We start from the raw sequence: 25,866 nt of genomic DNA on the forward strand, positions 1-25,866 counted from the left end.
TTTGTTGAAATGAGAAAATTAAAGAAAAACTAAGATATTAAGAGAAAATAAAAAATAATATAAGGAGGACTTACTATGTCTATTCATTTTAATGATAAAACAAAAACTTTTTACCTAACTGCCAAAGATACAAGTTATGTAATTTATGTTTTAAAAAATGGCGCTGTTTTACATGCATATTTTGGCAAAATAATAAAGACTCCTAATATATACCATTTATTAAAATTACCCCATATAAGTATAGATAATGATATTATTAACTTTGGGAATCAGTTAATGCTAGATTTTTTGCCACAGGAGTATCCTGCGTATGGTAATACTGATTTTAGGAGTCCTGCATATCAAATTCAGCTTGAAAACGGTTCTACTGTTTCTGATCTAAGGTACTTATCTCACAAAATCTATAAAGGTAAGCCTAAATTAGAAGGGCTTCCGGCTACTTATGTTGAAAATGAAGATGAAGCTGATACTCTTGAGTTAGAATTGTATGATAAAGTAGCTAATTTAAAGGTAACTTTAATTTATACAGCATTTAGGGATTATGATGTTATAACAAGGTCAGTGAGATTTGAAAACATGGGAAAAGAAGACATAAAATTGTTAAGAGCTTTGTCTATGAATGTTGATTTTAATGATAGTAATTTTGACATGCTTCAATTGTCAGGAGCTTGGGCGAGAGAAAGACATGTTATAAGAAGACCGCTTGTACCAGGAGCCCAGTCTATTGAAAGCAGAAGAGGTGCAAGCAGCCATCAGCAAAATCCTTTTATAGCACTTTTAAGGAACGACGCTGATGAATGGCATGGAGATGTGTATGGATTTAGCCTTGTTTACAGTGGCAATTTCTTGGCACAAGTAGAAGTAGATCAATATAATATGGCAAGAGTTTCTATGGGAATCAATCCATTTGATTTTTCATGGCTTCTAAAACCAGGTGAAACATTTCAAACACCAGAAGTCGTTATGGTTTATTCGGATGGTGGCTTAAATAAAATGTCAAATACCTATCACAAACTGTACAGAAATAGACTTATGAGAAGTAAATTTAAGGACAGAGAAACACCAATTCTTATAAACAACTGGGAAGCTACTTATTTTGATTTTACAGAAGAAAAACTTAAAGAACTTGCTAAAGAAGCTAAAGATTTGGGGATTGAACTGTTTGTTCTTGACGATGGATGGTTTGGAAAGAGAAATTCTGACAATTCTTCACTGGGAGATTGGTTTGTAAATAAAGAAAAGATTCCAAGTGGTTTGGATGGCCTTGCAAAAGGGATAAATTCTTTAGGTTTAAAATTTGGATTATGGATGGAACCAGAAATGGTGTCTCCTGATAGTGACCTCTATAGAGAGCATCCCGATTGGTGTATACATGTACCTAATAGGTCGAGAAGTGAAAGCAGAAATCAACTTGTGTTAGACTTGTCGCGCAAAGATGTACAAGATTATATTATAAAAGTAGTGTCAGATATTTTGGAAAGCGCCAACATAAGTTATGTAAAATGGGATATGAATAGAAATATGACAGAGATAGGCTCTGCACTTTTGCCTCCTGAAAGACAAAGAGAAACTGCTCACAGATATATACTTGGACTTTACAGAATATTAGAAGAAATAACGACAAGGTTTCCTGATGTTTTGTTTGAAAGTTGTGCTGGTGGTGGTGGTCGTTTCGATCCAGGAATGCTTTATTACATGCCACAGACTTGGACCAGTGATGATACAGATGCAATTGAAAGACTTAAAATACAGTATGGTACAAGTATAGTTTATCCTCTTATTTCAATGGGAAGCCACATATCCGCTGTACCAAATCATCAAGTTCACAGAATTACGCCGTTAAAAATACGTGCACATGTAGCAATGTCAGCTAATTTTGGCTTTGAACTTGATTTGACAAAATTGAGCAGTGAAGAAAAAGATGAAATAAAGAAATATGTTGAAAAGTATAAAGAGATTAGGAAACTGGTGCAATTTGGAGATTTTTATCGATTGTTAAGTCCCTTTGAAGGGAATGAAACTGCTTGGTTGATTGTTTCTGAGGATAAAAGAGAATTTTTGCTCTATTATTTTAGAGTTTTGGGAGGAGCAAATGAACCTATTAAAAGACTTCGTCTAAAAGGGATAAATCCAGATTTTAATTATGTTTTAGAAGATGATGGTAGTGAATATAGTGGTGATGAACTTATGTATGCAGGGAAAGTAATTCCAGAACTTAAAGGGGACTTTCAGAGCATTATGATGCATTTTAAGGAGGAGAGTATTAAAGATGGGTAGAGAGATTTTAAATTTTAATGTAGATTGGCTATATATTCCTGAAGACTTAAATGATGCATATAAACTTGATTTTGATGAAAGCAATTTTGAATTTGTTAGTCTTCCTCATGCAAACAAGATATTTCCTCATCACTATTTTAAAGAGGAAGATTATAGGTTTGTTTCGTGGTATAGAAAGCACTTTAAACTAGATAGCAAATATGAGGGTAAAAAGGTTTATATTCATTTTGAAGGTGTTATGACTGTTGCGATGGTTTATGTAAATGGCGAATTCGTAGGAGAACATAAAGGAGGATATACCCCTTTTGAATTTGACATTACAGAATATGTCAAATATGGCGATTTTGAAAATTTAATTGCTGTACAAGTGGATTCAAGAGAACATAAAGATATTCCCCCAGAAGGTCATCTTGTAGATTATATGTTGTTTGGTGGAATATACAGAAATGTATGGTTGAAAATTTTAAATGAAACTTATATACAAGATGTTTATTTTGTTGTTGATAAATTGCAAGATTCTGTTGCTGAAATTTCAATTACTACAACCATCGAAGGTAAAGAGGTAAGAAATGCAAAAATATTGACAGAGGTTATAAATAAAGAAGGTGCTGTGTGTTCATCTTCGGTTACTGATGTTAAAGACATGCAAAAGGAGATTGTACAGCGAATAAAGATGGAGAATCCATTAACTTGGTATCCAGATCATCCGTATTTATATAATGTGTCTGTAAAACTTATTGCAGAGAATGAAATTTTAGATAATTATACTTTTAGAACAGGAATAAGAACTGTGCATTTTGGAGATGACGGTAAGTTTTATATTAATGGTGAACCTTTAAAATTAAGAGGATTAAACAGACATCAGACTTTTCCTTATGTTGGCGGTGCTATGCCGGATAGGGTTCAAAGAAAAGATGCAGATATACTAAAGTATGACTTGGGATTAAATTATGTTAGGACGTCACATTATCCGCAGGCTGTTTCATTTTTGGATAGATGTGATGAAATAGGCTTGTTAGTTTTTGAAGAGATACCTGGATGGCAGCATATAGGCGATGAAAATTGGAAGAACATTGCAAAAGAGAATTTAAAAGAAATGATTTTAAGAGATAGAAATCATCCTTGTATATTTATGTGGGGTGTGCGAATAAATGAGTCTTTAGATGACCACGATTTTTATAAAGAAATGAATGAAATAGCTCATAAATTAGACAGAAGTAGACCAACAGGTGGTGTTAGATATTTAAGAGATAGTGAAAAGCTAGAGGATGTATTTACATATAACGACTTTATATACAATTTAGAAGGCAAAATACAACTTCCAAATCACAAAAAGTATATGGTAACAGAATATATGGGTCACATGTATCCGACAAAATCTTATGATAACCTTAATCGACTTATTACTCATGCAAGGTTGCATGCTCTTATTCAAGACAAACAATATGGGATACCAAACATGGCTGGTGCATCAGGCTGGTGTGCATTTGATTATAATACCACAAGTGCTTTTGGTTCAGGAGACAATATATGCTATCATGGAGTCTGTGATATATTTAGACTTCCAAAGTTTGCAGCTCATTTTTACAGGAGTCAAGCCGACCCGCACTTATATGGACCCTATGTGTTTATAGCTTCGTACTTAATACCATCATTTGAGGAAGAGAACGGCGATAAATTGCTTGTATTTAGCAATTGCGAAGAAGTAGAACTTTATATAAATGATAAATTTGTGAAAAGACAAATGCCCAATAGAGTTGATTTTCCTAGTTTACCACATCCGCCTTTTGAATTTTCAATGAAGGAATGCGGAATCAACTATATGGAGGTAAGAGTTAATAACGCTTCTATTACTGCGATAGGTTTGATAGACGGTAAGGAAGTAGCAAGACATACATTAAGGCCATATGGGAAACCACATAAATTAATTCTTTCTTGTGATGATAATGAGATTATGGCAGATGGCGCTGATTGTACACGGGTTGTTATAAGTGTTGTAGATGAAAACGGCTCTATTCTTCCATATGCTAATATACCTGTATCATTTGAAATAGAAGGTGAAGGAAAACTGATTGGAGAAAATCCGTTGACATTAGAGGCTGGCAGAGGAGCAGTTTATGTAAAATCGACACGAAAGCCGGGAGAAATAATTTTAAAAGCTAAATCTCATTATGTAGCGGAAGAAAGCAATGTATCTATAAAAACTAAGTCAATAGGATATTAAAAACCCACCCTTTGGGGTGGGTTTTATTATAGTATGTATAATTTCCTATTGGTAGCTAATCAATAATTTTTGAAAAAATAAATTCCTACAAACTAAAAATGTCTCAAAAACTTAAAAGAATGTCTATAAATCGAATTTTATAAACTTTTGTTGCAATTTATAATATTAAACGAGAATATTATGCTATGAAAGGAGAGAAGAAGACGATGTATTTTCAATTAGAAAGAATAGAGCGTATTTTAAAGGAATTAGAAAGTTATATTTATTCGCAAGAGGTTCCAGTAGATATGTATAGATTTAAAGAATGTGGTTATAACTCTTATCACTTGTTGGAGGAAGATGGGGAGAATTGGGATATATTCAAAAGAGGAGACCGATATGGAGGAACAGATAAACATTTTTGGTTTAAAACACAAATAGCTATTCCAGAAACTTTTGAAGGCAAAACAGTAGTATATAAAGTGTCAACAGGCAGAGAAGGCGAATGGGATGCATTAAACCCTCAATTTTTTATCTATGTTAATAAAAAATTAATCCAGGGATTGGATGTTAATCATAGAGAAATAATATTAACTGAAAATGCAAAGGCCGGAGAAAAGTATGATATAGATTTATATGCTTTTGCTGGGATGTTAGAAGGGTACATAGACCTTTATACAGAGATAGCTATTTTAGAAAAAGAAATTGAAAAGCTTTATTATAATATAAAAGTTCCATTGGATATAATTAAACTGTTAGAAAAAGATAGTTTAGAATATATAAATACCATAAAATATTTGCAAACAGCTATTAATATTTTAGACCTTCGAAAACCATTTAGTAAAGACTTTTATAATTCTATAAATAAAGCTAATGAATATTTAGAAAAGGAGTTTTACGAAAAGTATTGCGGACATGATGATGTAATCGAAATATGTGTTGGACATACGCATATTGATATTGCTTGGTTATGGACATTGTCACAGACAAAAGAAAAAGCAGCAAGGAGTTTTTCAACTGTTTTAAATCTTATGAAACAATATCCAGAATATATATTTATCTCGAGTCAACCACAATTATATAAGTTTATAAAAGAAGACCATCCAGAGATATATGAAGAAATAAAGAGAAGAATAAAAGAAGGAAGATGGGAAGCAGAAGGTTCGATGTGGGTAGAAGCAGATACAAATCTTACATCGGGAGAATCACTTGTCAGACAAATCTTATTTGGAAAACGATTTTTCAAAAAAGAATTTGGAGTAGATAACAAAATATTATGGTTACCTGATGTATTTGGTTACAGTGCTGCTTTACCACAAATTCTTAAAAAAAGTGGAATAGACTATTTTATGACAACTAAAATTAGTTGGAACGAATACAACAAAATGCCTTATGATACCTTTATGTGGAGAGGAATAGATGGAACAGAAATACTAACACATTTTATAACAACTACTGATTATGTAAAAGGAGAACCTAAAGGATGGTTTACTACATATAATGGTAATTTAAATCCTTCACAAGTTATGGGGTGTTGGCAAAGGTATCAACAAAAAGAAATAAATAATTACGTTTTAAATAGCTATGGTTACGGAGATGGTGGTGGTGGTCCTACTAAAGAGATGCTGGAAAATGGAAAGAGACTCGCAAAAGGTATACCAGGTGCTCCTAAAGTAAAAATGGGAAAAGCGATAGACTTTTTTAAACAGTTAGAAAAAATTGTAAAAGGTAATCCTAAACTTCCTAAATGGGTAGGCGAACTCTATTTAGAATATCATAGGGGAACCTATACTTCTATGGCAAGAAACAAAAAATATAATAGAAAGACGGAATTTCTAAATTTAGATTCTGAATTATTTTCTACTATGAACATGATTTTACAAGGGAAAAAATATCCTCAAAGTGAAATTAATAAAAATTGGGAAATTACTTTGCTTAATCAATTTCACGATATAATTCCAGGTTCTTCGATAAAAGAAGTTTATGAAGAATCAAAAAAGCAGTATGAAGAAATTAATGCTAGAGGGAAAAATATAATAAATTCTGCCTTAGATAGTATATGTTCTAATATTAATTTAAAAAATATTTCTTTAGTTGTATTTAATCAACTTAGTTTTGAAAGATCTGATATAGTTGAATTTGAATTACCTGAGGGTTGGTCTGATGTTTTAGTGTATGATGGAGAAAAATTAATAACTTCACAGAAAGTGGGAAGTAACAAAATAATATTTTTTGCAGAAAATGTTTCATCAAAAGGATACAAAGTATATACCTTAAAGAAAGCAGAGAATTTCTCTCAGACAAGTAGTGAAATTAAAATAAACGAAAAAGAGATGCAAAATAAATTCTTTAATATTAAACTTGATGACAATGGTAATATTATCTCTATTTACGACAAATTAAACGAAAGGGAAGTACTTAAAAATAATCAAAAAGGTAATGTACTCCAAGCTTTTGAAGATAAACCACATAACTTTGATGCCTGGAATATTAATATTTATTATCAAGAAAAGATGTGGGAAATTAATGAGGTAGAAAAAATTGAAGTTTTAGAGACAGGCCCAGTTAGAGGAGCACTTAAAGTAAAAAAGAAATTTTTAGATTCAACTATTGAACAGATAATATATGTGTATAACGATATACCGAGGATAGATTTTAATAATAAAATAGACTGGAAGGAAAAGCAAATATTGCTCAAAGTGGCTTTTCCAGTTGATATACACGCAGATAAAGCAACTTATGAAATACAATTTGGAAATATAGAAAGACCAACCCATTGGAACACGAGTTGGGATTATGCGCGTTTCGAAGTTCCTGCGCATAAATGGGCTGATTTATCTGAAGGAGGATATGGAGTAAGTTTATTAAATGATAGTAAATATGGGTACGACATTAAAGATTTAGTAATGAGACTTACTCTTCTTAAATCTGCGATTTATCCCAATGAGGAGGCTGATAAAGAAATTCATGAATTTGTATATTCCCTATATCCTCATAAAGGAGATTGGAAAGATGGGAATACTGTAAAAATGGCATATAATTTAAATTGTCCAATGTATGCTAAAATTGAAGGGCCACATGATGGTGTTTTGCCAGAAAGATTTTCTTTACTTAATGTAGATAAAGAAAATGTGATAGTCGAAACTGTAAAAAAAGCAGAAGAAAGTGATGACATTATTGTAAGATTATATGAATATCAAAACAAAAGAGAAAAAGTTACCTTAACTTTATTTAAGGAAATAAAAGATGTAATTGAATGTGATCTTATGGAAAATGAAATAAACAAAATAGATTTCGAAGGGAATAGCTTTAAATTTGAAATAAAACCTTATGAAATTAAAACATTTAAGATAAAATTTTAATAATAACCAACTTTTCGTATAAAAATTTTACAGAACCTGTGGGTTAGGGTTCTGTAAAATTTTTATTTTGATGTTATATTTTTTAGGAAGGTGGGATAAAATGAAAGAATTGTATTCCAATTTTATAATGATGAATAGAAATGCCCAAATAAGTATAATATTAGAACCGCTTTTTATGATACCAATAAATATGTTTATGACATATCAAATTCTTTACATGAATCGAAGTGGATTATCTGCAGAAGAAATTGGATATATAGTTTCATTGAATTACATTATAACTCATAAAAACAATCTGATTTTATTAATAATTATAGTACTGAACAATTTTCAGAATATATTGAGATTTACCTATTACAATTTGTACTTAACGTCTTACCTTCAAATAGAAGATAAGTTTATAGCATTGTTTCCTGGGATAGGAGCATTTATAACTTTAATAACAATGTACATAACTCTTCCAAGATTAAGTAATAAAGATAACAAAAAAGTTTTGCTTGCTGGTATGGTTTTGTTTACTTTCTCCAATCTTATATTTTTGTTTGTTCCACCAAAAGGTTTTGTTATTTTATTGGTTAGTATTTTTTTAGGATCTATATCAATTGCTGTTATAGGACCTTATTTGGAAACTTGTTGGGCCAATTCTATTGAAAACGACAAAAGAGCAAATGTTGATCACATTTGAAATGTCCCAAAAACTTAAAATAATGTCCTGGAATAGAATTTTATAAAATTTATAGTACATTTATAATAATAAAAAAGAATAAAAACATATCCTTATTGAGCGTCTGACCTCCTATTTAAACCCTATGTGATAACATACAACTACTGCAATAATTATCCCTAGGTAAAAAGAGTTTCTAACAATTGCTAATCAATAAGAAATGCTTTCCGGTAAAGTTTAAAAAGAAAACACATTTAATAATAGCAATCTAGATATAAAGTATAAGAAGAATTATAAAAACGTTTAAAAAATGCATAAATACAAAAAAGGTGAGAGGTTGTATGATTCCAAAACGAATATTAGGTAAGACAGGAGAAATGTTGTCAATAATTGGTATAAGTGGAATAGTTGTTATGAATTTAGAGCAAAAGGAAGCTAATTCAATTGTAGCAGAAGCTATAGAAAGAGGTGTAAACTATTAGGTTTTAAATTCATTATAAAAATTTAAATAAAAAGTTAACAATCAAGTATGAATATATGAAATAAAAAAATTCTAAATTTGTTTTCAAAGGATCCCTATTTTTAAAAAAGGGAATTCCTTTGAAATAGAGAGTAGAACCATTTAAACAATTTTGTGGTTCTACAATAGCAAATATGAATAAAATAAAAAGGGGGATGAATGTTGTGGGTAAAACAAAAAAGTATCTTTCGTTGATGGTAGTTATTGTTTTTGCACTCACGATAATGTTGGCAGGGTGTGGAGGACAAAAAACTTCCCAGTCATCTGAAGGAGCTCCAGCGCCTCAAACAGAAACTTCACAAAAGAAAGTAGAAGTTGTTTTCTGGCATAATATGAAGGTAGTGACTGATAGACAGTCTATTGAAGAAGCAGTTCAAATGTTTAACAAAGAACATCCGAACATTGAAGTAAAAGCGGTATTAGTTCCAGGTGACGAAACAGATGCAACGAAATTAATGACAGCTGTTGCAGCAGGGGAAGGACCTGACGTTTATTATCTTGATAGATTTACAGTAGCACAAAGAGCTCATGCAGGCATGTTAGAACCCTTAGAAGATTATCTAACACAATTGGGTACAAATATTGATGACTTAAAGAGTAAATTTTTCGATTTTGCAATTGAAGAAGCAACTTATAAAGGAAAACTTTATGCACTTCCGTGGGATACTGATGCACGTGTTTTATATTATAATAAAAAATTATTTAAAGAAGCAGGATTAGATCCGGAAAGACCACCACAAACTATATCAGAACTCGATGAATATGCTAACAAACTCACGAAAGTGCAAGGGGGAAAAATTTTGCAAATAGGTTTTATTCCTTGGCGTGGTCAAGGATGGCCTTACACTTGGGGTTGGGTATTTGGAGGAAAATTTTATGATCATGAAACCAAAAAATTTACTTTTGCAGATGATCCTAAGATTGTTGCTTCACTAGAATGGCAGAAAACCTATGCTGATAAATATGGAATAAAAAATATTGATTCTTTCTTTGCTGCTTTTGGGGATGGTGGAGGAGCAGAGCCTGTTGATCCATTTATGATGGGAAAAGAAGCTATGAGGATAGATGGTAACTGGTTTTTGAGCACGCTGAGAAAATTTGCAGATCCTAAAGTATGTGAATGGGGAATAGCTCCAATACCATATCCTGGAGGTAGGGAAAAAGATTCAACTTGGGCAGGAGGTTGGAGTTTAGTTATTCCAAAAGGTGCAAAACATCCAAAAGAAGCAGCTGAATTTATTCAATGGATGGCTACAAAGGGTGCTATAAAATATGCCAAAGATACTGCTCATTTTTCTGCAATTAAAGAAGGTACATTGGAGGTTGTAAAAGAAGATCCAGATCAAAAATTGTTTTATGAACTTTTAAATGGCCCCAATGCTCACAGCCGCCCTGTTGTACCAGTAGGAGCACTTGTTTGGGATGAGTTAGTAAGGGCTAGAGATGACGCACTTTATGGTAAAAAAGTACCTCAACAGGCTTTGAAAGAAGCACAAGAGAAAGTTCAAAAAGAACTTGATAAAGCTCTGAGTGAATAAAAAGGATAAATATTTTAACCTCAGCCTTGCTTTTTGTAAAGGGCAAGGCTGAGGAAAGTAAGGAAAAGGAGGCTCAATATTGAATGTTTAAAACAAAAAAATTATCGTTAGAAATGAGAAATAACATAACTGGCCTTTTATTTGCATTACCTTGGATAGTAGGTTTTTTAATTTTTACTTTTTATCCAATAGTAGCTTCTTTCTATTACAGTTTTACAGAATATAATGTTGCAACACCCCCAAAATGGGTAGGCTTAGAAAATTATATTAATTTGTTCAAAGATGAATTGTTTTTAAAAGCTTTTTATAATACAGGATATTACGCTGCGGGATTAGTTCCTCTCGGACTTATTGTTGGTTTAATATTAGCACTATTATTAGTACAACCATTGAAAGAAAAATATTTATATAGGGCTTTAATTTATCTGCCGAGTATTGTACCGGTTTATGCTCTTGCTGTTATTTCGTTGGTTTTTTTTAATCCATATTTCGGTCTTGTAAATGGTTTCTTGTCTATTTTCAGAATAAATGGACCTATGTGGTTAAATGATGAGAACTGGGTTAAATTTACTATTGTGCTTCTTTCACAATGGGGAGCAGGAGGAACAGCTTTAATATTTATGGCAGCGATAAATGATATACCAAAAGATTTATATGAAGCTGCTATGCTTGATGGAGCTACTGGTTGGCAAACTTTTTGGAAGATAACATTACCTCTTATGTCACCTGCTATTCTTTATTATTTAATTACTGCTACGATAGGAGCAGTGCAGATTTTTGATTTGCCTCAAATAATGACAGGTGGAGGACCAGCTAACGCTTCTTTGTCTTATGTAATGTATTTGTACCGACATGCGTTTAGGTATTTACATATGGGGATAGCTTCTGCAATGGCATGGATATTATTTATCGTAACAATTATTCTTACCATTTTAATATTTAAAACTTCCGCAAGATGGACTTTTTACGGTGGTAGTGAAAAATAGTTAAAAAGGGGGATTTCAATAGCGATGTTTAAAAATCTGAAAATAAAAAAAATATTTCATACCAATATGACAAGATTATTATTGATATTAGTAACTTTTATATACATGCTTCCACTTCTTTGGATGGTAACAACATCTTTAAAAGCGAATCAAGATCTTTATGCGTCTCCACCAAAGATAATATCTATTCCTCTTGTTTTTGAAAATTACAAAAAAGCCACAGAATATTTTCCTTTTTGGAGATATTTCAAAAATAGTGTAATAATTACTACTGGAGTAATAGTCGGTACTCTTTTCTCTTCTCCGTTAGTTGCTTACAGCTTTTCTAAAATTAATTGGAAAGGGCGAGATATACTTTTTTACATTGTGTTATCCACGATAATGCTACCTTTTGCAGTTACTATGATACCTCAATTTTTAATTTTTAAAAAACTTGGATGGATAAATACTTTCTTACCACTCATAATTCCCAGTTTCTTTGGCAATCCCTTGAGTATTTTCCTTGTAAGACAATTTTTTATGACAATACCTGATTCACTTCTAGATGCTGCGAGAATTGATGGGGCATCAGAATTACAAATTTATACAAGAATAATGCTACCTCTTGCTAAACCTGTATTATTTTTGATAACCTTGTTTACTTTTATAGGTGCGTGGAATAACTATTTAGGACCTTTGATATATTTAACCGATGAAAGTAAATATCCTCTTGCGCTAGGGCTTCCTCAGTTTCTAGACAGATATGGTACTTATTGGAATTGGATGATGGCAGCAGCTACTATTTCCGTGGTACCCACTATCATTTTCTTTGCATTTGCTCAAAAATATTTGATAGAAGGTATAAAATTGACAGGTTTGAAAGAATAAAAATTAGGTTCAAAAGTAGAGGTGGGAATTATGTATGTATCATCCAATGAATTAAAATCAAATCTACGTCAATATATATTAGCTTTAGAATTTACTATTATGGGTTTGATTTTTTAGGTGATACTATGCGCATGTCTTTAATAAGAAGTTCTTATTTTCCTGATCCGCTTCCTGAGATAGGAGAACATGAGATTGAGTTTGCAGTATATCCTCATACTGGAAACTGGACAAATGCACGCTCTACGAGATGTGGATATGAATTTAACAACAGATTGGAAGCTTTTTATGATGATCCTCATGAAGGGATATTAGGAGATGTAATGACTACAGTAGAAGTAGAACCGGAAAATATCATTATAGCGGCTATAAAAAGAGCTGAAGATGATGATTCTATAATATTGAGGATGTACGAAACAAATGGAGTAGAGACGGTAGGAAATGTGAAAATATCATTGTTTGCTGAAACAGTGGTAGAGACTGATTTATTGGAACAACCTGTAGGAGATATAGTAAAGATTCAAAATGGTGTTTTTAGTAGCGTATTTAAACCGTATGAAATAAAAACTTTCAAAGTTAAGTGATATAAGTTAGAATAAAAGATAGTTATTAATGAACATATAACGTTAATTAAAAAATTTTTTTAAGTAATTTTAGCTTTGATAAGAATAAGTATGTATTAAGTTTATATGTAGTGCTCCTATTGTGGGGGTGGCATTTTGTGAATATGTATAGAGCTTCTGAAGAATTATCTAAACTGGATATTCAAGTTTCTATTGATGATTTTATAATAAATGTATTATGGTTTAGAGTGATGGTTAGAGAAGGGGAATGGGAAATACCAAGACATACTCATTCTAGTTTTGAATTTCATTTTGTTCCGGAAGGGGATTCACTAGTTATTCTTGATGATGAGCAATTTGTAGTCAAAAAAGGTGAATTTTATGTTACAGCACCGGGAATTTATCATGAGCAACGTTCAATAGGGGAAAAATATATAGAATATAGCATAAATTGTGATTTTAAAAAAACAGAGAAAGAAGTTTTCTCTGAAATAGATATTATTTTTGAAATATTAAGCTCAGCAAAATGTTTTCCAGTCAAAGATCGATATGGAGCAATGAAGTATTTCGAATTAGCTCTACAAGAGGCATATGCACAAAAAATAGGATTTTACAATAATATAAAAAGTTTAATTGTCATGATACTTACTATGGCTGCACGTGCCTTGGTTTTTGATAACAAAATATCTTCTTATTATCCTGTGCCTAAAAAATTAAAAGAAACTGATTATAGGTTTACTTTGATAAAAAAATTTATTGAAGATAATATTTCAGATGTTCGTAAAGTAGAAGATATAGCAAATTATCTTCATCTCAGTCCTAAACAGATAAATAGAATTGTAAAAGAAAAAACAAATAAATCTACAAAAGAGCTAATAAACTTTCTTAAGCTTCAGGAGGCAAAAGAAATGCTAAAAAATACAAATATTTCAATTAAAGAAATAGCTAATAGACTAGGTTTTTCTAGTGAATATTATTTTAATCAATTTTTTAAAAGAGAAGAAGGATATCCTCCGGGACTTTATAGAGATAATATTAAGAAGTATTACTATTAATATTTTATTTTTTTATTGAAAGTGAAAGTATTACTAGAGGAATTCAAAAAATTCATAAAGAGCTGGAATCAGTAGATCCCAGCTCTTTACATAATTTAGAGCAGTAATTAAATTATGTGATAATTTATCCTATTACCTTTGTCCAAAGAAATACTTTTATATAAAATTATATAAATAGAAATATTTATCCATAGCAAATTGTTCTAATAAAAAATCTTCACACCCCTATTCCATAACTTTCCAATACCCAATTTGGCAAACTAAAGCGTGAGGTTTTAAGTGGATCTACTACTTGTGAAATCTGTACATTTCCTGCTATGCTAAAAAGTGTAGCTATCTCTTCTATTGATAATTTAGTAAAGCTTCGGAATAAGTTTGCCATATCATGAACAGCTAACTTTACTGCTTTATCTAAAGATTCATCTGATGCTATTGTTGCTGTTACATCTTTTGTTTTTACCATTGGGTTAGAAAGTTTGAGATTATTTAAAACTCTAAACTCCACTGTAACAGAACCTGCCACTTCTACACCTGATACTCCTACTTCTCCATCTCCCATTGCAGCATGTAAATCTCCCAAAGCAAATAATGCACCTTCTACAAATACTGGCAAGTAAAGTTTTGAGCCTTCACTGATAAGTAGGGTGTCCATGTTTCCGCCATGAGAACCAGGTGTTCCACAGTTTATATTGCCTTCTTTTGGTGAAACGCCTATTACTCCTATCATAGGTTTAATTGAGAGAGAAACTTTTTCATCAAAAATAACTTTTCCATCTTTTATATTAACTACTCTGGAATACAGTCCCTCCATTAAATCTCCCAATACGCCCAAATCCTTACCTGTTGCCACTACACCTTTATTGGCTATTTCAATTTTTTTAATTGTGACTTCCAAAATATCACCTTCTTTTGCACCTTCAACATAAATAGGGCCTGTTGCAGGGTTTACTTTGTTCCAATCCATTTGCTCAAGCTTATCTTCATTTGACTTGATTTGATTTGAAAAGCAATCTAATGTTTCAATCTCTACTTCATCGCCGTCTTTTACGAATAGTACAGGCTTATTATCTTTTGTAAAACTAAATATGTGATTTTCACTTGATATTTTGTAATGCATTTACACGACTCCCCTTTCGTATTTGTGTTGATTTAATTTTCAATTTTGTGATTTGAAATAATCACTCCTTTTTTGGTTATACTGCTTTCAAAAACATTTTATTTTCTAATTGAGAATATTATACTCTCCCAAAAGTCATTTTTGTCACTTTCTCTATTTTCAACTTTTGTGAATTCAATGTTAAGCTCATCTATCTTCATTCCTTTCATTACTTCTGTTATCATCATTATAGCACATAATTATAACAAAAGATAATATGTACTAAAGTTACAGCTTATTGAACCTCATAAGCATAAAAAAGTTGGTTGGTGTAGCTGTTGCTTGTTGAATAATTTTGTGTTATAATTTCATATTATAATTTATCAAAGAACAGTTTATTTGGAGGTTTAAAATTTCCTGTTTAAGTTTTTAAACCTTAACTGGAAATTTTATATACAATCATATTATACGAGAGAGATGAGGTGAAAAATGAAAAATAAAAAATAAAAAATAAAAAATAAAAAATAAAAAATAAAAAGGTTATTCCGTTTATAGAATCCTTATTTAAGTGTTGCATTTAATATGCAATTTACATACTTAAGGAGGGAATATTTGATGGAAAAAAGACAAAGAGAAAGTTGGGGTTCTCGGATTGGATTTATCCTGGCAGCTGCAGGTTCAGCAATTGGGCTTGGTAACATCTGGAGATTCCCATACATGGCCGGTTCAAACGGTGGTAGTGCATTTATTTTAATTTATTTTGTATTCGCATTAGTCATCGGTCTCAGTATCATGATCGCAGAATTTGCTATCGGACGTAGAACCGGCTTAGCAGCAGTTGGAGCGTACAAATCTATTAACAAAAATTGGACCTTTGCAGGGGTTCTTGGTATACTTACTGCCTTCTTTATAATGGGATTCTATCCTGTTGTAGGAGGTTGGGCACTTGCCTATGTAGTAAAATCTGTAACAGGCCTACTGTCAAATGCAGGATCAATTGCTGATGCCTTTGGTGGCTTTATCTCTAGCCCAGTGGAGCCTTTGATTTGGATGGGCATATTCTTAGCAATGAATATCTTTATCGTTGCCAGAGGTATTGCAGGGGGAATTGAAAAAGCAAGCAGTATTCTTCTGCCTACATTATTTGTGCTACTTATTCTAATCGCACTTAGAAGTATAACATTACCAGGAGCGGGAGCGGGTATTGAATTCCTATTCAAACCTGATTTTAGTGCTGTTACTGGTCAGACCTTTCTTGCAGCTTTGGGACAGGCATTCTTCTCTCTAAGTTTAGGTATGGGCTGTATGATAACATACGGTAGTTATCTAAGTAAGAGTGAGAACCTTCCAAGCAACGCGTTGATAGTTACATTAATGGATACTATTGTTGCTATTCTTGCAGGTTTGGCAATATTCCCAGCGGTGTTTGCTTATGGAATGGAACCAACAGCTGGACCAGGGTTGGTATTCGTAGTTGTTCCTACAATCTTTGCTGAAATGGGAGCATTGGGAATTCTCTTCTCAGTTATATTCTTCATTGCTCTTACAGTTGCAGCTCTTACTTCATCAATATCATTACTTGAAGTAGTTACAGCTTATCTGATTGACGAAAGAGGAATGGAAAGAAAGAAAGCTGTTTATATCTCCGGAACTATTATGTTAGTTACAGGAATTTTTTCATCCCTATCATTGGGAGTTATGTCAGATGTAAAATTCCTTGGAGTTGGAGTATTTGACTTCTTCGATATCTTAACAGATAAGATATTCCTTGCAATCGGTGGATTGTTACTGGCTATATTTGTTGGCTGGGTCGTTAAGAAGGAGGACCTTGAGGATGAGCTTACAAATGGTGGAACTATTAAGTTTCCACTGTTTAACGTATGGTACAATCTTATTAAGTATGTAATTCCAGTAGCTATAGTGTCAATTCTCAAATTAAATCTCCAAAGATTTTCAAATTATAATGGCATTTTTTAAGTGCATAAAAGTATTTTTTCTCAAATTATCACAGCCTGATTAAAAATTTTTTTCACTTTTTAAGAGCATAACCGCCAAAATATGTTAATATCTGTTATTGGCAATTTGGGTTAATTGAAGTATAATAAAAAATGAGAGTAGCGAAAGCTACTACTCTCATAAACTGATTTCATTTTGTGCCTGGTATATTACTTCTTCATCTATTTCTCTTAGCCTTTTAGAATACGCATAGAGAAGAGAAGCCGTTACCAGGTTATTTATTATCCTTGGCAGCCCTTTTGTTAGAGAATATATTGCTTCATATGCCGATGGTGTAAATATATCATCCATCACTCCAGCTATTTTCATTCTTGTTTTTATATAATCTTGAATTTCTTCTTTTTTTAGCCCTTGCATTACATACTTTATAGAAATTCTTTGCCTTAGTGCACTGTTTACATTCAAGGCTAGTTTGTTTCTTATGTGTGGTTGTCCTGAAAGTATCAGTATATACGGGTTTTGAGAATCCATATTAAAGTTAAATATTATTCTCAAATCTTCAAGAACATCATTAGAAACCAGTTGTATTTCATCTAATATTATGACAGGAGTTATCTTCTGGCTATAGTAAAGTTCTGTTATCGCTCTTTGTATCTGGTGAAAGAGCGTTACTTTTTTGTATGAGGGGGTTTCGCCTAAAATCATAGCCAATGCTTGATAGAATTCTCTCACTGTGAGTGTAGAAAGGGCAAAGTAACATGGTTTAAATGTAGAACGATTGAGGCTTTCAGCATATTTTCTTAATGCGGTAGATTTGCCTGAACCGGCCTCCCCAACGACAAGTCCTATACCCCTTGTTTCTTGTAAATATTTTAGCCTGGCATTTAATTCAGCAATGTCTTCACTTATGTAAAGGTCGTTTACACTTATCTCTTTAGAAAATGGATTAAATTTCATTCCAAAATATTGGGTAAACATTGTAAACACCTCTTTTTTTAATCAATGATATCATTAAAGGATATTACTGGGGAATTAGGTTTTGCCGCAAAATCCACAGTATCTTCATTTTCGCTTACAACCTTTCTGTCTTCGATATATTCTACAGGAATTTTAGCATTATCATGAAAATTTACCTTATACGCTTCCCCTACTTTTTTGCCTTCATGAAAAAGTAAAAGGGGTGTATTATCCTTAAGCCACTGCGGGTCATATCTGACTTCTAAGCGCATACCTTTAAACTTTTCTTCTGTTTCGTAAAGTATATTTTCCACTTTAAGTGTGGCATCTTTGTTTACTTTACGATTTACTCTTATGAGAAAACATTCATTCAACATATCTATGTCACCACACATATTTACCCTTGATATTTGAGACATGAAAAAATCTAAAGGACTCATGCCAATACTGCTATGTTCTTTTCGGTTGTAATCATCCTCCAGCCATTTAAAAAACATCATATTGAGCTCATCTATACTCTTTATGGATGTAGGATCTATTGTGCTTAAAAATCTCATTCTCACCGTATGAAAGAATCTTTCTATTTTCCCTTTTGAATGAGGTGAAAAGGGCTCAGCATGAATAAGAGATGTACCTAATGATGCACATATATATTCAAATTGAGTGCTTCTATATATCTTTCCATTGTCAGTGTAGAGCATTTTGGGTATTCCCCTTCTTAGCACTGCTTCTTTAAATGAGTCTCTTAAAGCTAAAAAATTCTGGGTATAGTAAAAGCGAGCATAGGTACACAGCCTGGAAGCATCATCTATATATGCAATAAGGTACGTTTGTCTCTTTGTTTTACCTTCTTTAATATATGGCCCATACATGACATCAGTCTGCCACAGTTCATTGATGAATTCATGGGAAAATCTCTTTGTTTTACCCTCTTTTTCTTTATCTAAAGATTTTACAGGAATGTTTTTCAAAAACCTATAGAATGTCGAAAGGGATACTTTATCCGGTGAGATTATTCCTTCTCCTATCAATGTCTCATAAAGAAGTTTGTTTGGCATTTCAGGATGTTCAAGCTTTTTTTGCTTTATTTTCTCTGAAAGTTCAAAGTTTATCTTTCTGTATTTGCCTCTGTCGCTTCGATAACCCGGCTTTAACGCTTCTATACCGCCTCTTAAATACTGATATAGCCACCCTCTAAGTGTCTTGGGAGTATATCTTCTCATTCCAAGATAAGGTATCTCAATAGGTTTATCGGAAAGAGCATCAAAATATTCTTTCTGATTTTTTACCTGTCCGTTTAGCACCGGACTTATCAGTGAAAATCTCTTTAATGCTATAGCTTCTCTCGCTTTTTCATCAAGCATTTATATGTTCCCCCTTCACTTTTTTGATTTCTTAATCGTAATTTTAGCTCATACCTGGGGGACATTAAAGGAAAAAGTTATGTTGCTAAGAAAAAATCAAAATTTTTATTTAAATCTTTCGGATTTAATGCTAAAATTATGTGAGAGAGGCCAGAAATGATTTTTGGCAATGAGCATAAAACCGTTGGGAGAAGAGTGGTACAATGCTTATTATGTCCAAAATCTCTCTGGCCCTCTCTCTTTGTGAGTCAGTCTCAGATAACTTTATGTAAGGGTCTATTTGCCTTAATCCGTATATGATAAAACTTAAATTATTCATTATCCTTTTGGTGTAAAAATATATATGCTGTCTTGAAAATAGTATGGTGGGAAAGTTTCTTTTTAAGTCACTTATGAAAGAACTGAGAGTTTTTTCTCTTGTAAGTGTCTCTTTTAAAGACTTTACAATCATATTGAAAGAATACTGAAAATGGGGAAGACAGAAATCAGGAAGGTAGGAAAGAGTTCTTTTACACACAGGACATATATATCTTCTTATGGCTATTTTTATACAGTTAGGTCCATCTAAATAGTAACGGTAATAAAACCCGTGCTTTTTTAGTTTTACTCTACACTTGCAATCGGGATAAGGACATCTATCTGGTGGGTCAGGAAAATTGTAATCTTTACCTTTATGTAAATATTCTTCAATGTTATCAACATGGAAAATTATTTGCATAAGTAACCTCTCCAATTAAAATTAATGCTAAAGGAATCTGAAAAAATTTTTTTAAATTCCTTTAGCATTAATTTTATCACAAGATTATTTAATCTGAAAAATTTTATCGGTTTTGGGCTAAATTAATTTGAGAAATGACACTATAGCTATTGTTGCTATTATGGGTATTATCTCTATTGAACAAACAAGCCTGATGATATTTGGTTTGGCAATCATAGGAGTATTAGCAATTTTTTCTAAGAAGCTATAAAGATAGTTTAAATATTATAAATAAAGGGTATTATCTCACGATGAGATAATACCCTTTTAAAATTGCAGGAGGGGAGAAAAGTGATACTTCAAAGTATGAAAAATATAATATAGAAAAATTAAGAAAAACAAGCCTTACAGAAAAGTTACGATTTAAGATATTTCATGGGTTGTTGCTAAAAATTATCCTACAGTATCTTGACACTATCTCACAGGACACAATAAATTTTAGTAAATATTGCTTTTATGATATAATTTAATAAGATAAAGAGATAAAGTAGAAATTTTTTAAACTATGTTATAGGAGATGATGCAGTTGGGAAATAAAGAAAAATTAAAAAATATTTTAAACGGGTTAAATGAAATAGTGATTTATAGAAATATTACAAATCATAGCTTAATAAGAAAAGGGATTAAAATTTTACAAGAACTTTTAAAAGAAGAGCCCTCTATTGAGTTTATTTATTCTGAATATAGCAGTTTTTACAAAGGTATTACTGAATATGCTTTTAAAAAGAGGATTCATAAAAATATTTGGCCTACTTTTTTGGCAGAAGAAATCGCTTATGATGAAAACCCCTTTAGCCACATTTCAGAAAAATATGGTTTTAATGCTGTGAGCAATTTAATTATTAAGACTATTGAAAAAGAAATAGGGATTTTAAAGGAATTTTGCTATGTAAACATAGCAGAAACTGTAAATAGTTTATTAAATACGGAATTACCTGACTTTGAAAACTCTGTTAATAATATTTTTTATGAAAAAGTTAACAATACCACTTTCATGTTAGGAAATTTATGGGAACTAAAAGAGGGTAAAATTGCTGAATATCTATCAAATTATTACCATTCAAACGGTTGCGGCATTTTTGGAAAATATAAAGCTTTTCGATGGGTTACAGAAAATGGGTCAGGACAATTAAAAGGAATAGAAAATGTTGACCCTATAACCTTTGAGGATTTGATAGGATATGAAGAAGAACATAAAATAGTTATAGAAAATGCGAAAGCTCTCTTAAAAGGTTTTCCTCCAAATAATGTGCTTTTATACGGCGATAAAGGTACTGGAAAGTCTTCTACTGTTAAGGCTTTGCTCAATGAATTTTACAAAGAGGGATTGAGACTTATAGAAATTAATAAAAATGATATAAAAGATTTATCATACATACTTGATATAATTAAAGACAGAGGAATGAAATTTATATTGTTTTTTGACGATTTGTCTTTTGATGAAAGTGAGGCGGATTATAAAGAACTTAAGTCAGTATTAGAAGGTGGAGTAGAGATTTTACCTTCAAATGTAGTAATTTATGCGACGTCAAATAGGAGGCATATTGTCACAGAGAATATAGAGGACAACGAACTTCATAATACAGATGCGAGAGAAGAAAAACTTTCTTTAAGCGATAGATTTGGGATAACTATTACCTTTGTTACTCCAAGTCAAGAAGAGTATTTAAAAATTGTTAAGGGTTTAGCTCAAAAGCACAATATAGAAATTGAATGGAATCTCTTAAAGGAAAAAGCATTGCAATGGGGTATTTGGCATAATGGCAGGTCGCCTCGAAGTGCAAAGCAATTTATAGACCATTTAAGATATGAGTTATCTAAGAATACTGTTTGAGTTTTTGAAGGCTTGTTTTGAAGATAAAATAAAAATTGCATAATATAAAGCATGGCTTTTAATTTTTTAAAGTTAGATATATAATAAAGGTAAATAAATTGATAACGGAGGGATGAAGTGATGAAATTTTTTCTTGACACTGCAAATGTTGACGAAATAAGAGAAGCTAATGCATTAGGTGTAATATCAGGTGTTACTACAAACCCATCTCTTATTGCTAAAGAAGGAAGAGATTTTATTGAGGTAGTAAAAGAAATTACTCAAATTGTAGATGGTCCTATAAGTGCAGAAGTTATAAGTGATGACAGTGAGGGCATGATTAGAGAGGCAAGAGAGCTTGCAAAGATACATAAAAATATAGTAATAAAAATTCCTATGACGGCTGAAGGGTTGAAAGCAGTAAATGTTCTTTCCAAAGAAGGGATTAAAACAAATGTGACATTAATATTTACAGCAAATCAAGCATTACTCGCAGCTCGTGCAGGTGCGACATATGTAAGTCCTTTTGTAGGAAGGCTTGATGATATAAATACAGATGGCTTGCAGATTATTGAGGATATTGTTACGATATTCAATAATTACGACATAGATACAGAGATAATCACTGCAAGTGTAAGACATCCTATACATGTTTTACAGGCAGCAAAACTAGGGGCACATATAGCGACAGTACCATATAAAGTGCTCATGCAGATGGTAAAACATCCGTTGACAGATGCGGGAATAGAAAGATTCAAAGAGGATTGGAGAAAAGCAGGGCTTAAAATATAAATTGATAAAAAAGCAGGGTAGAATTAGGAAAGCTATCCTGCTTTTTAAGTTATTTAAGAGTAATTTTGAGAATATAGATAGTAAGAGGTGGTTAATGTGAGAAAGCCTTTTACTATTTTCTTATATTTGTTAGTGATATTTTTTCTTATATATTGGCCTTACTATATGAATCTTTATGAAAAAGAACAAATACAAGAAAAAAATCAGGTAGAAGAGGAGTTTAGGGGGATAATAACTTTTTGGGATTTCCCTCATCCTTCAATAGGAGACCCGGGAGGATTTGAATTTATAAAAAAGAAAATAGAATTATTTCAGTACAAATACCCGGGTGTGGTAATAGATTTTGAGCCTCTTTCATACAAAGACGGATATGAAAAACTGATTAACTCTTCTAAAGATGGCTCTTTGCCAGATATTTTACCTGTTGGGGCAGATTTTTATTTTATTTCAAAGGATTATTTAAGTCCTATCAATAAATATGTAGATGAAGAGTTTAAGAAGCAATACAAGGAAGGCGTTATTGATGCTATAAGTTATAAAGGCAATATTTATGGAATGCCTTTAGGAATGTATACTAATGTGCTTTTTTTAAATGTGGATATGTTTGATGAAAAAGAAATTAAACTTCCTGAAAACGGCGAGTGGAATTACGAAGAATTTGTGGATAGTATGATAAAATTGACTTATACTGAAGGTAAAAAGGATAAAAAATACTTTTATGGATTAGGCATTTCTCTTGCACCTGATAATTATAATTTATGGGGGTTTTTACTTTTAGATGGTGCGAGAGCTTTTGACAAAGAAAAGTATTCTTTTTTTGGCCCTCAAGCAGTTTCAGGAGTGCAAAAAGTTTTGGATTTATTTAATAAATATAAGGTGGTCAATCCTGTTTCACTTGAGGGAGAGAGGGAAAAGTTGTGGCAAGACTTTATTACTACTAAAAACACTGCAGTATTAGTAGAAGAAAGTTATAAAATAGCACAGCTTAAAAATTTACAGTCAAAAGGAAAGTTGTTTGAGTTTGATGTAGCGATGTACCCCGAAGGGGAAAGTGGCATACCATTGACATTATCACCTAAAATATATGCCTATGGCATAAAGAAGGAAAAAGATGAAAAAAAGCTTGAGATGGAGTATAAATTTATAAAGTTTCTTACAGAAGACCAACAAAAGGTGATTGAGTTAGGTTATGTACCAGTTAAAAAAGATAAAGTTACTGAAGATGACAAAATGAAAAGAATTGAATTAGCTACTAATTATACAAATATCATCCCACAATTTGACGGATGGAGAAAAATAAACAACACAGTGATAGCAAAAATAAAAGAAGGAATAGGAAATAACAAAAATGCCTTTGATATAACAGAGGAAATAAAAAACAGTGTAAGTCAGTTGGTGCACTAAAAATAACGGGTATTATTATTTTTTTACTTTTTTACTGTGTCATAATACCTAAGAGTATCTCTTAATATTTCTTGTGCTATTGGCGCGGCTACTTCTCCTCCCATATGACCATTTTGTGTTGGATTTTTAACAAGAACTAATACTGCAATTTTTGGGTTTTCAACTGGTGCAAATCCAGCAAATGATGCTACGTATTTCCCTGGAGCATAATTTTCCGTTGTACCTGTTTTTCCACCTACTGTATAGCCAGGTACTTTTGCTGCTTGGCCGGTACCCTCTGTTACTGTTTTTTCAAGTATATGTCTCATTGTATCGGATGTTTTTTTAGAGATAACTTGTCTAACTATTTGAGGCTTATATTCTTTAATTTTTTTATCGCCGTTTTCGATATATTTTACAATATGTGGAACCATGAGGTTTCCACCGTTTATCACGGCTGAAAAAGCTGTAATCATTTGGATTGGAGTTACAGCGATTCCTTGACCAAAAGACATAGTAGCGAGGTCGACAGGATATATCTTTGACTTTGGCAAGATCATTCCACTGGCTTCTCCAGGAAGCTCAATTCCTGTTGGAGTACCAAAACCAAAAGCTTGTATGTATTTATAAAAGGCATCGACACCTAATCGTTCTACTACTTGGACAAAAACTGTATTACTTGATTTTTCAATAGCTTGCGAAAAAGTTATATCTCCCAAAGCTTTCCAACTTCTAATTTTTTTACCAGAGACTATATAATATCCAGGGTCGTAGAATTTTTCGTCTGGTGTAACTACAGCTGATTCTAATGCTGCAGAAGCGGTTATTACTTTAAATACTGAAGCGGGTTCGTAAGTACTTGACACTGCCGGGTTTGACCAGTATTCCTTTGAAGGCACATTTTGCCAATTATTTGGGTCAAAATCGGGCAAATTAGCCATGGCAAGTATTTCACCAGTTTTTGGATTCATAACTATTGCTGTTATGCCATCTTCTGGTTTATATTTTTCATATGCTTTTTTTATAGCTTTTTCTGTATAACTTTGTATTACAGAATCAATTGTGAGGACAATATTATCACCGTTTGTAGGTTCTTTGTAAAACTTTGGAACTCCTACTTTTCTACCTTCTCTATCTACAAGAGAGATTTCACGGCCAGGTACACCACCCAAGTATTTATCTAAAGAGTATTCAAGGCCATACAAACCATTACCATCAATTCCTGCAAAACCTAATACTTGTGATAGCATTTTGTCGTTGGGATAATTTCTCATAAAAGTATCTTCTACATATATGCCTGGTATGTTAAGACTTTTTATTTTATTTATATTTTCAAGAGGAATGGACCTGCCAAGTACAGCCCACTCTGAGTTTTTATTTGAAAGAATTTTATAAAGCGAGTCTTTGTCCATATTTAAGTATTTATAGAGTTCTTCTGAAGCTTTTTCTGGATTTTTTATAAATTTAGGAGCCGCAAATACATCTCCTGCTGGAACATTACAGGCAAGGATATTCCCGTTTACATCATAAATATTGCCCCGTTGAGGCTTTAATATGATATCAGCAGTACTTTGCCTTTCGACTGCCATGGCAAGTTTTTCAGAGTTTATACCCTGTATCCATATAAGCCTTACGATAAGGGCGAAAATCATAATAGTAAAAAAGATAAATATGGTAAATGTTCGTTTTTTTACATATGATGTCAATTTTATTCTA

General features: G+C 32.1%; 18 protein-coding genes and 1 pseudogene. 14 read left to right on the plus strand and 5 right to left on the minus strand.

The features are described 5' to 3' along the window. The first annotated feature begins 75 nt into the window (after positions 1-75). From TETH514_RS05570 to TETH514_RS05615, 10 genes and pseudogenes are all read left to right on the plus strand, one after another. Positions 76-2,277, plus strand: coding sequence for an alpha-galactosidase (locus TETH514_RS05570; protein WP_009052735.1), 2,202 nt, complete (start codon positions 76-78; stop codon positions 2,275-2,277). Then, positions 2,270-4,501 (plus strand): glycoside hydrolase family 2 TIM barrel-domain containing protein, encoded by a 2,232-nt coding sequence (locus tag TETH514_RS05575; protein ID WP_009052734.1) that lies wholly within the window; start codon positions 2,270-2,272, stop codon positions 4,499-4,501. The genes TETH514_RS05570 and TETH514_RS05575 overlap by 8 nt, the downstream gene beginning before the upstream one ends. A gap of 206 nt (positions 4,502-4,707) precedes the next feature. Next, positions 4,708-7,842, plus strand: a complete 3,135-nt coding sequence (locus TETH514_RS05580) for an alpha-mannosidase (protein WP_009052733.1) — start codon at positions 4,708-4,710, stop codon at positions 7,840-7,842. A 100-nt stretch (positions 7,843-7,942) separates the two neighbouring features. Beyond that, positions 7,943-8,527 (plus strand): MFS transporter, encoded by a 585-nt coding sequence (locus tag TETH514_RS05585; RefSeq protein WP_003866654.1) that lies wholly within the window; start codon positions 7,943-7,945, stop codon positions 8,525-8,527. A 323-nt stretch (positions 8,528-8,850) separates the two neighbouring features. Beyond that, positions 8,851-8,985, plus strand: a pseudogene (locus tag TETH514_RS05590) (aldo/keto reductase); the annotation flags it as partial. 205 nt (positions 8,986-9,190) lie between these two features. After that, positions 9,191-10,564, plus strand: a complete 1,374-nt coding sequence (locus TETH514_RS05595) for an ABC transporter substrate-binding protein (protein WP_003866656.1) — start codon at positions 9,191-9,193, stop codon at positions 10,562-10,564. 83 nt (positions 10,565-10,647) lie between these two features. After that, positions 10,648-11,550: a carbohydrate ABC transporter permease gene (locus tag TETH514_RS05600; protein WP_009052732.1), complete on the plus strand. Its 903-nt coding sequence runs from the start codon at positions 10,648-10,650 to the stop codon at positions 11,548-11,550. 24 nt (positions 11,551-11,574) lie between these two features. Next, positions 11,575-12,417, plus strand: a complete 843-nt coding sequence (locus TETH514_RS05605) for a carbohydrate ABC transporter permease (RefSeq protein ID WP_009052731.1) — start codon at positions 11,575-11,577, stop codon at positions 12,415-12,417. A gap of 131 nt (positions 12,418-12,548) precedes the next feature. Beyond that, positions 12,549-12,998, plus strand: coding sequence for a glycosyl hydrolase-related protein (locus TETH514_RS05610; protein ID WP_232195911.1), 450 nt, complete (start codon positions 12,549-12,551; stop codon positions 12,996-12,998). Positions 12,999-13,141: 143 nt separating this feature from the next. Then, positions 13,142-14,032, plus strand: coding sequence for an AraC family transcriptional regulator (locus TETH514_RS05615; protein ID WP_232195938.1), 891 nt, complete (start codon positions 13,142-13,144; stop codon positions 14,030-14,032). 217 nt (positions 14,033-14,249) lie between these two features. On the opposite strand, the gene TETH514_RS05620 is transcribed toward TETH514_RS05615, so the two are convergent. Further along, on the minus strand, positions 14,250-15,149 hold the full coding sequence (locus TETH514_RS05620; protein WP_003866662.1) for an acetamidase/formamidase family protein: 900 nt from the start codon (positions 15,147-15,149) through the stop codon (positions 14,250-14,252). A gap of 594 nt (positions 15,150-15,743) precedes the next feature. Here TETH514_RS05620 and TETH514_RS05625 point away from each other — a divergent pair. Beyond that, positions 15,744-17,105, plus strand: coding sequence for a sodium-dependent transporter (locus TETH514_RS05625; RefSeq protein ID WP_009052730.1), 1,362 nt, complete (start codon positions 15,744-15,746; stop codon positions 17,103-17,105). 156 nt (positions 17,106-17,261) lie between these two features. Here the strand turns inward: TETH514_RS05625 and TETH514_RS05630 are convergent, their stop codons facing one another. From TETH514_RS05630 to TETH514_RS05640, 3 genes are all read right to left on the minus strand, one after another. Further along, entirely contained in the window at positions 17,262-18,062 is an 801-nt protein-coding gene (locus TETH514_RS05630; protein ID WP_009051793.1) for an ExeA family protein, read from the minus strand. Between the two features lie 17 nt (positions 18,063-18,079). Further along, the gene (locus TETH514_RS05635; protein ID WP_009051794.1) at positions 18,080-19,405 is read right to left on the minus strand and encodes an IS481 family transposase; all 1,326 of its coding nucleotides are present in this window, start codon (positions 19,403-19,405) and stop codon (positions 18,080-18,082) included. Positions 19,406-19,541: 136 nt separating this feature from the next. Next, positions 19,542-20,123 (minus strand): DUF6431 domain-containing protein, encoded by a 582-nt coding sequence (locus TETH514_RS05640; protein ID WP_003870792.1) that lies wholly within the window; start codon positions 20,121-20,123, stop codon positions 19,542-19,544. Between the two features lie 565 nt (positions 20,124-20,688). Between TETH514_RS05640 and TETH514_RS05645 the strand changes: the two genes are divergently transcribed. The 3 genes from TETH514_RS05645 to TETH514_RS05655 all read left to right on the plus strand — a co-directional run bounded on the left by TETH514_RS05645 (position 20,689) and on the right by TETH514_RS05655 (position 24,171). Beyond that, positions 20,689-21,996, plus strand: coding sequence for an ATP-binding protein (locus TETH514_RS05645; RefSeq protein ID WP_009052729.1), 1,308 nt, complete (start codon positions 20,689-20,691; stop codon positions 21,994-21,996). A 120-nt stretch (positions 21,997-22,116) separates the two neighbouring features. Continuing rightward, positions 22,117-22,767 (plus strand): fructose-6-phosphate aldolase, encoded by a 651-nt coding sequence (gene fsa, locus TETH514_RS05650; protein WP_009052728.1) that lies wholly within the window; start codon positions 22,117-22,119, stop codon positions 22,765-22,767. A 96-nt stretch (positions 22,768-22,863) separates the two neighbouring features. Further along, entirely contained in the window at positions 22,864-24,171 is a 1,308-nt protein-coding gene (locus TETH514_RS05655) for an ABC transporter substrate-binding protein (protein ID WP_009052727.1), read from the plus strand. 23 nt (positions 24,172-24,194) lie between these two features. Here the strand turns inward: TETH514_RS05655 and TETH514_RS05660 are convergent, their stop codons facing one another. Next, positions 24,195-25,856, minus strand: coding sequence for a penicillin-binding protein 2 (locus TETH514_RS05660; RefSeq protein ID WP_009052726.1), 1,662 nt, complete (start codon positions 25,854-25,856; stop codon positions 24,195-24,197). Positions 25,857-25,866 lie beyond the last annotated feature (10 nt).

The organism is Thermoanaerobacter sp. X514 (assembly GCF_000019065.1).
Lineage (GTDB): Bacteria > Bacillota > Thermoanaerobacteria > Thermoanaerobacterales > Thermoanaerobacteraceae > Thermoanaerobacter > Thermoanaerobacter pseudethanolicus.

What these genes read in the sequence shown, in the direction of transcription:
- TETH514_RS05585 (WP_003866654.1), top strand. Translation starts at nt 7,943, where the DNA reads ATGAAAGAATTGTATTCCAATTTTATAATGATGAATAGAAATGCCCAA.
- TETH514_RS05640 (WP_003870792.1), bottom strand. Translation starts at nt 20,123, where the DNA reads ATGCAAATAATTTTCCATGTTGATAACATTGAAGAATATTTACATAAA.
- TETH514_RS05610 (WP_232195911.1), top strand. Translation starts at nt 12,549, where the DNA reads ATGTCTTTAATAAGAAGTTCTTATTTTCCTGATCCGCTTCCTGAGATA.
- TETH514_RS05570 (WP_009052735.1), top strand. Translation starts at nt 76, where the DNA reads ATGTCTATTCATTTTAATGATAAAACAAAAACTTTTTACCTAACTGCC.
- TETH514_RS05625 (WP_009052730.1), top strand. Translation starts at nt 15,744, where the DNA reads ATGGAAAAAAGACAAAGAGAAAGTTGGGGTTCTCGGATTGGATTTATC.
- TETH514_RS05630 (WP_009051793.1), bottom strand. Translation starts at nt 18,062, where the DNA reads ATGTTTACCCAATATTTTGGAATGAAATTTAATCCATTTTCTAAAGAG.
- TETH514_RS05615 (WP_232195938.1), top strand. Translation starts at nt 13,142, where the DNA reads ATGTATAGAGCTTCTGAAGAATTATCTAAACTGGATATTCAAGTTTCT.
- TETH514_RS05635 (WP_009051794.1), bottom strand. Translation starts at nt 19,405, where the DNA reads ATGCTTGATGAAAAAGCGAGAGAAGCTATAGCATTAAAGAGATTTTCA.
- TETH514_RS05600 (WP_009052732.1), top strand. Translation starts at nt 10,648, where the DNA reads ATGTTTAAAACAAAAAAATTATCGTTAGAAATGAGAAATAACATAACT.
- TETH514_RS05580 (WP_009052733.1), top strand. Translation starts at nt 4,708, where the DNA reads ATGTATTTTCAATTAGAAAGAATAGAGCGTATTTTAAAGGAATTAGAA.
- TETH514_RS05605 (WP_009052731.1), top strand. Translation starts at nt 11,575, where the DNA reads ATGTTTAAAAATCTGAAAATAAAAAAAATATTTCATACCAATATGACA.
- fsa (WP_009052728.1), top strand. Translation starts at nt 22,117, where the DNA reads ATGAAATTTTTTCTTGACACTGCAAATGTTGACGAAATAAGAGAAGCT.
- TETH514_RS05620 (WP_003866662.1), bottom strand. Translation starts at nt 15,149, where the DNA reads ATGCATTACAAAATATCAAGTGAAAATCACATATTTAGTTTTACAAAA.
- TETH514_RS05575 (WP_009052734.1), top strand. Translation starts at nt 2,270, where the DNA reads ATGGGTAGAGAGATTTTAAATTTTAATGTAGATTGGCTATATATTCCT.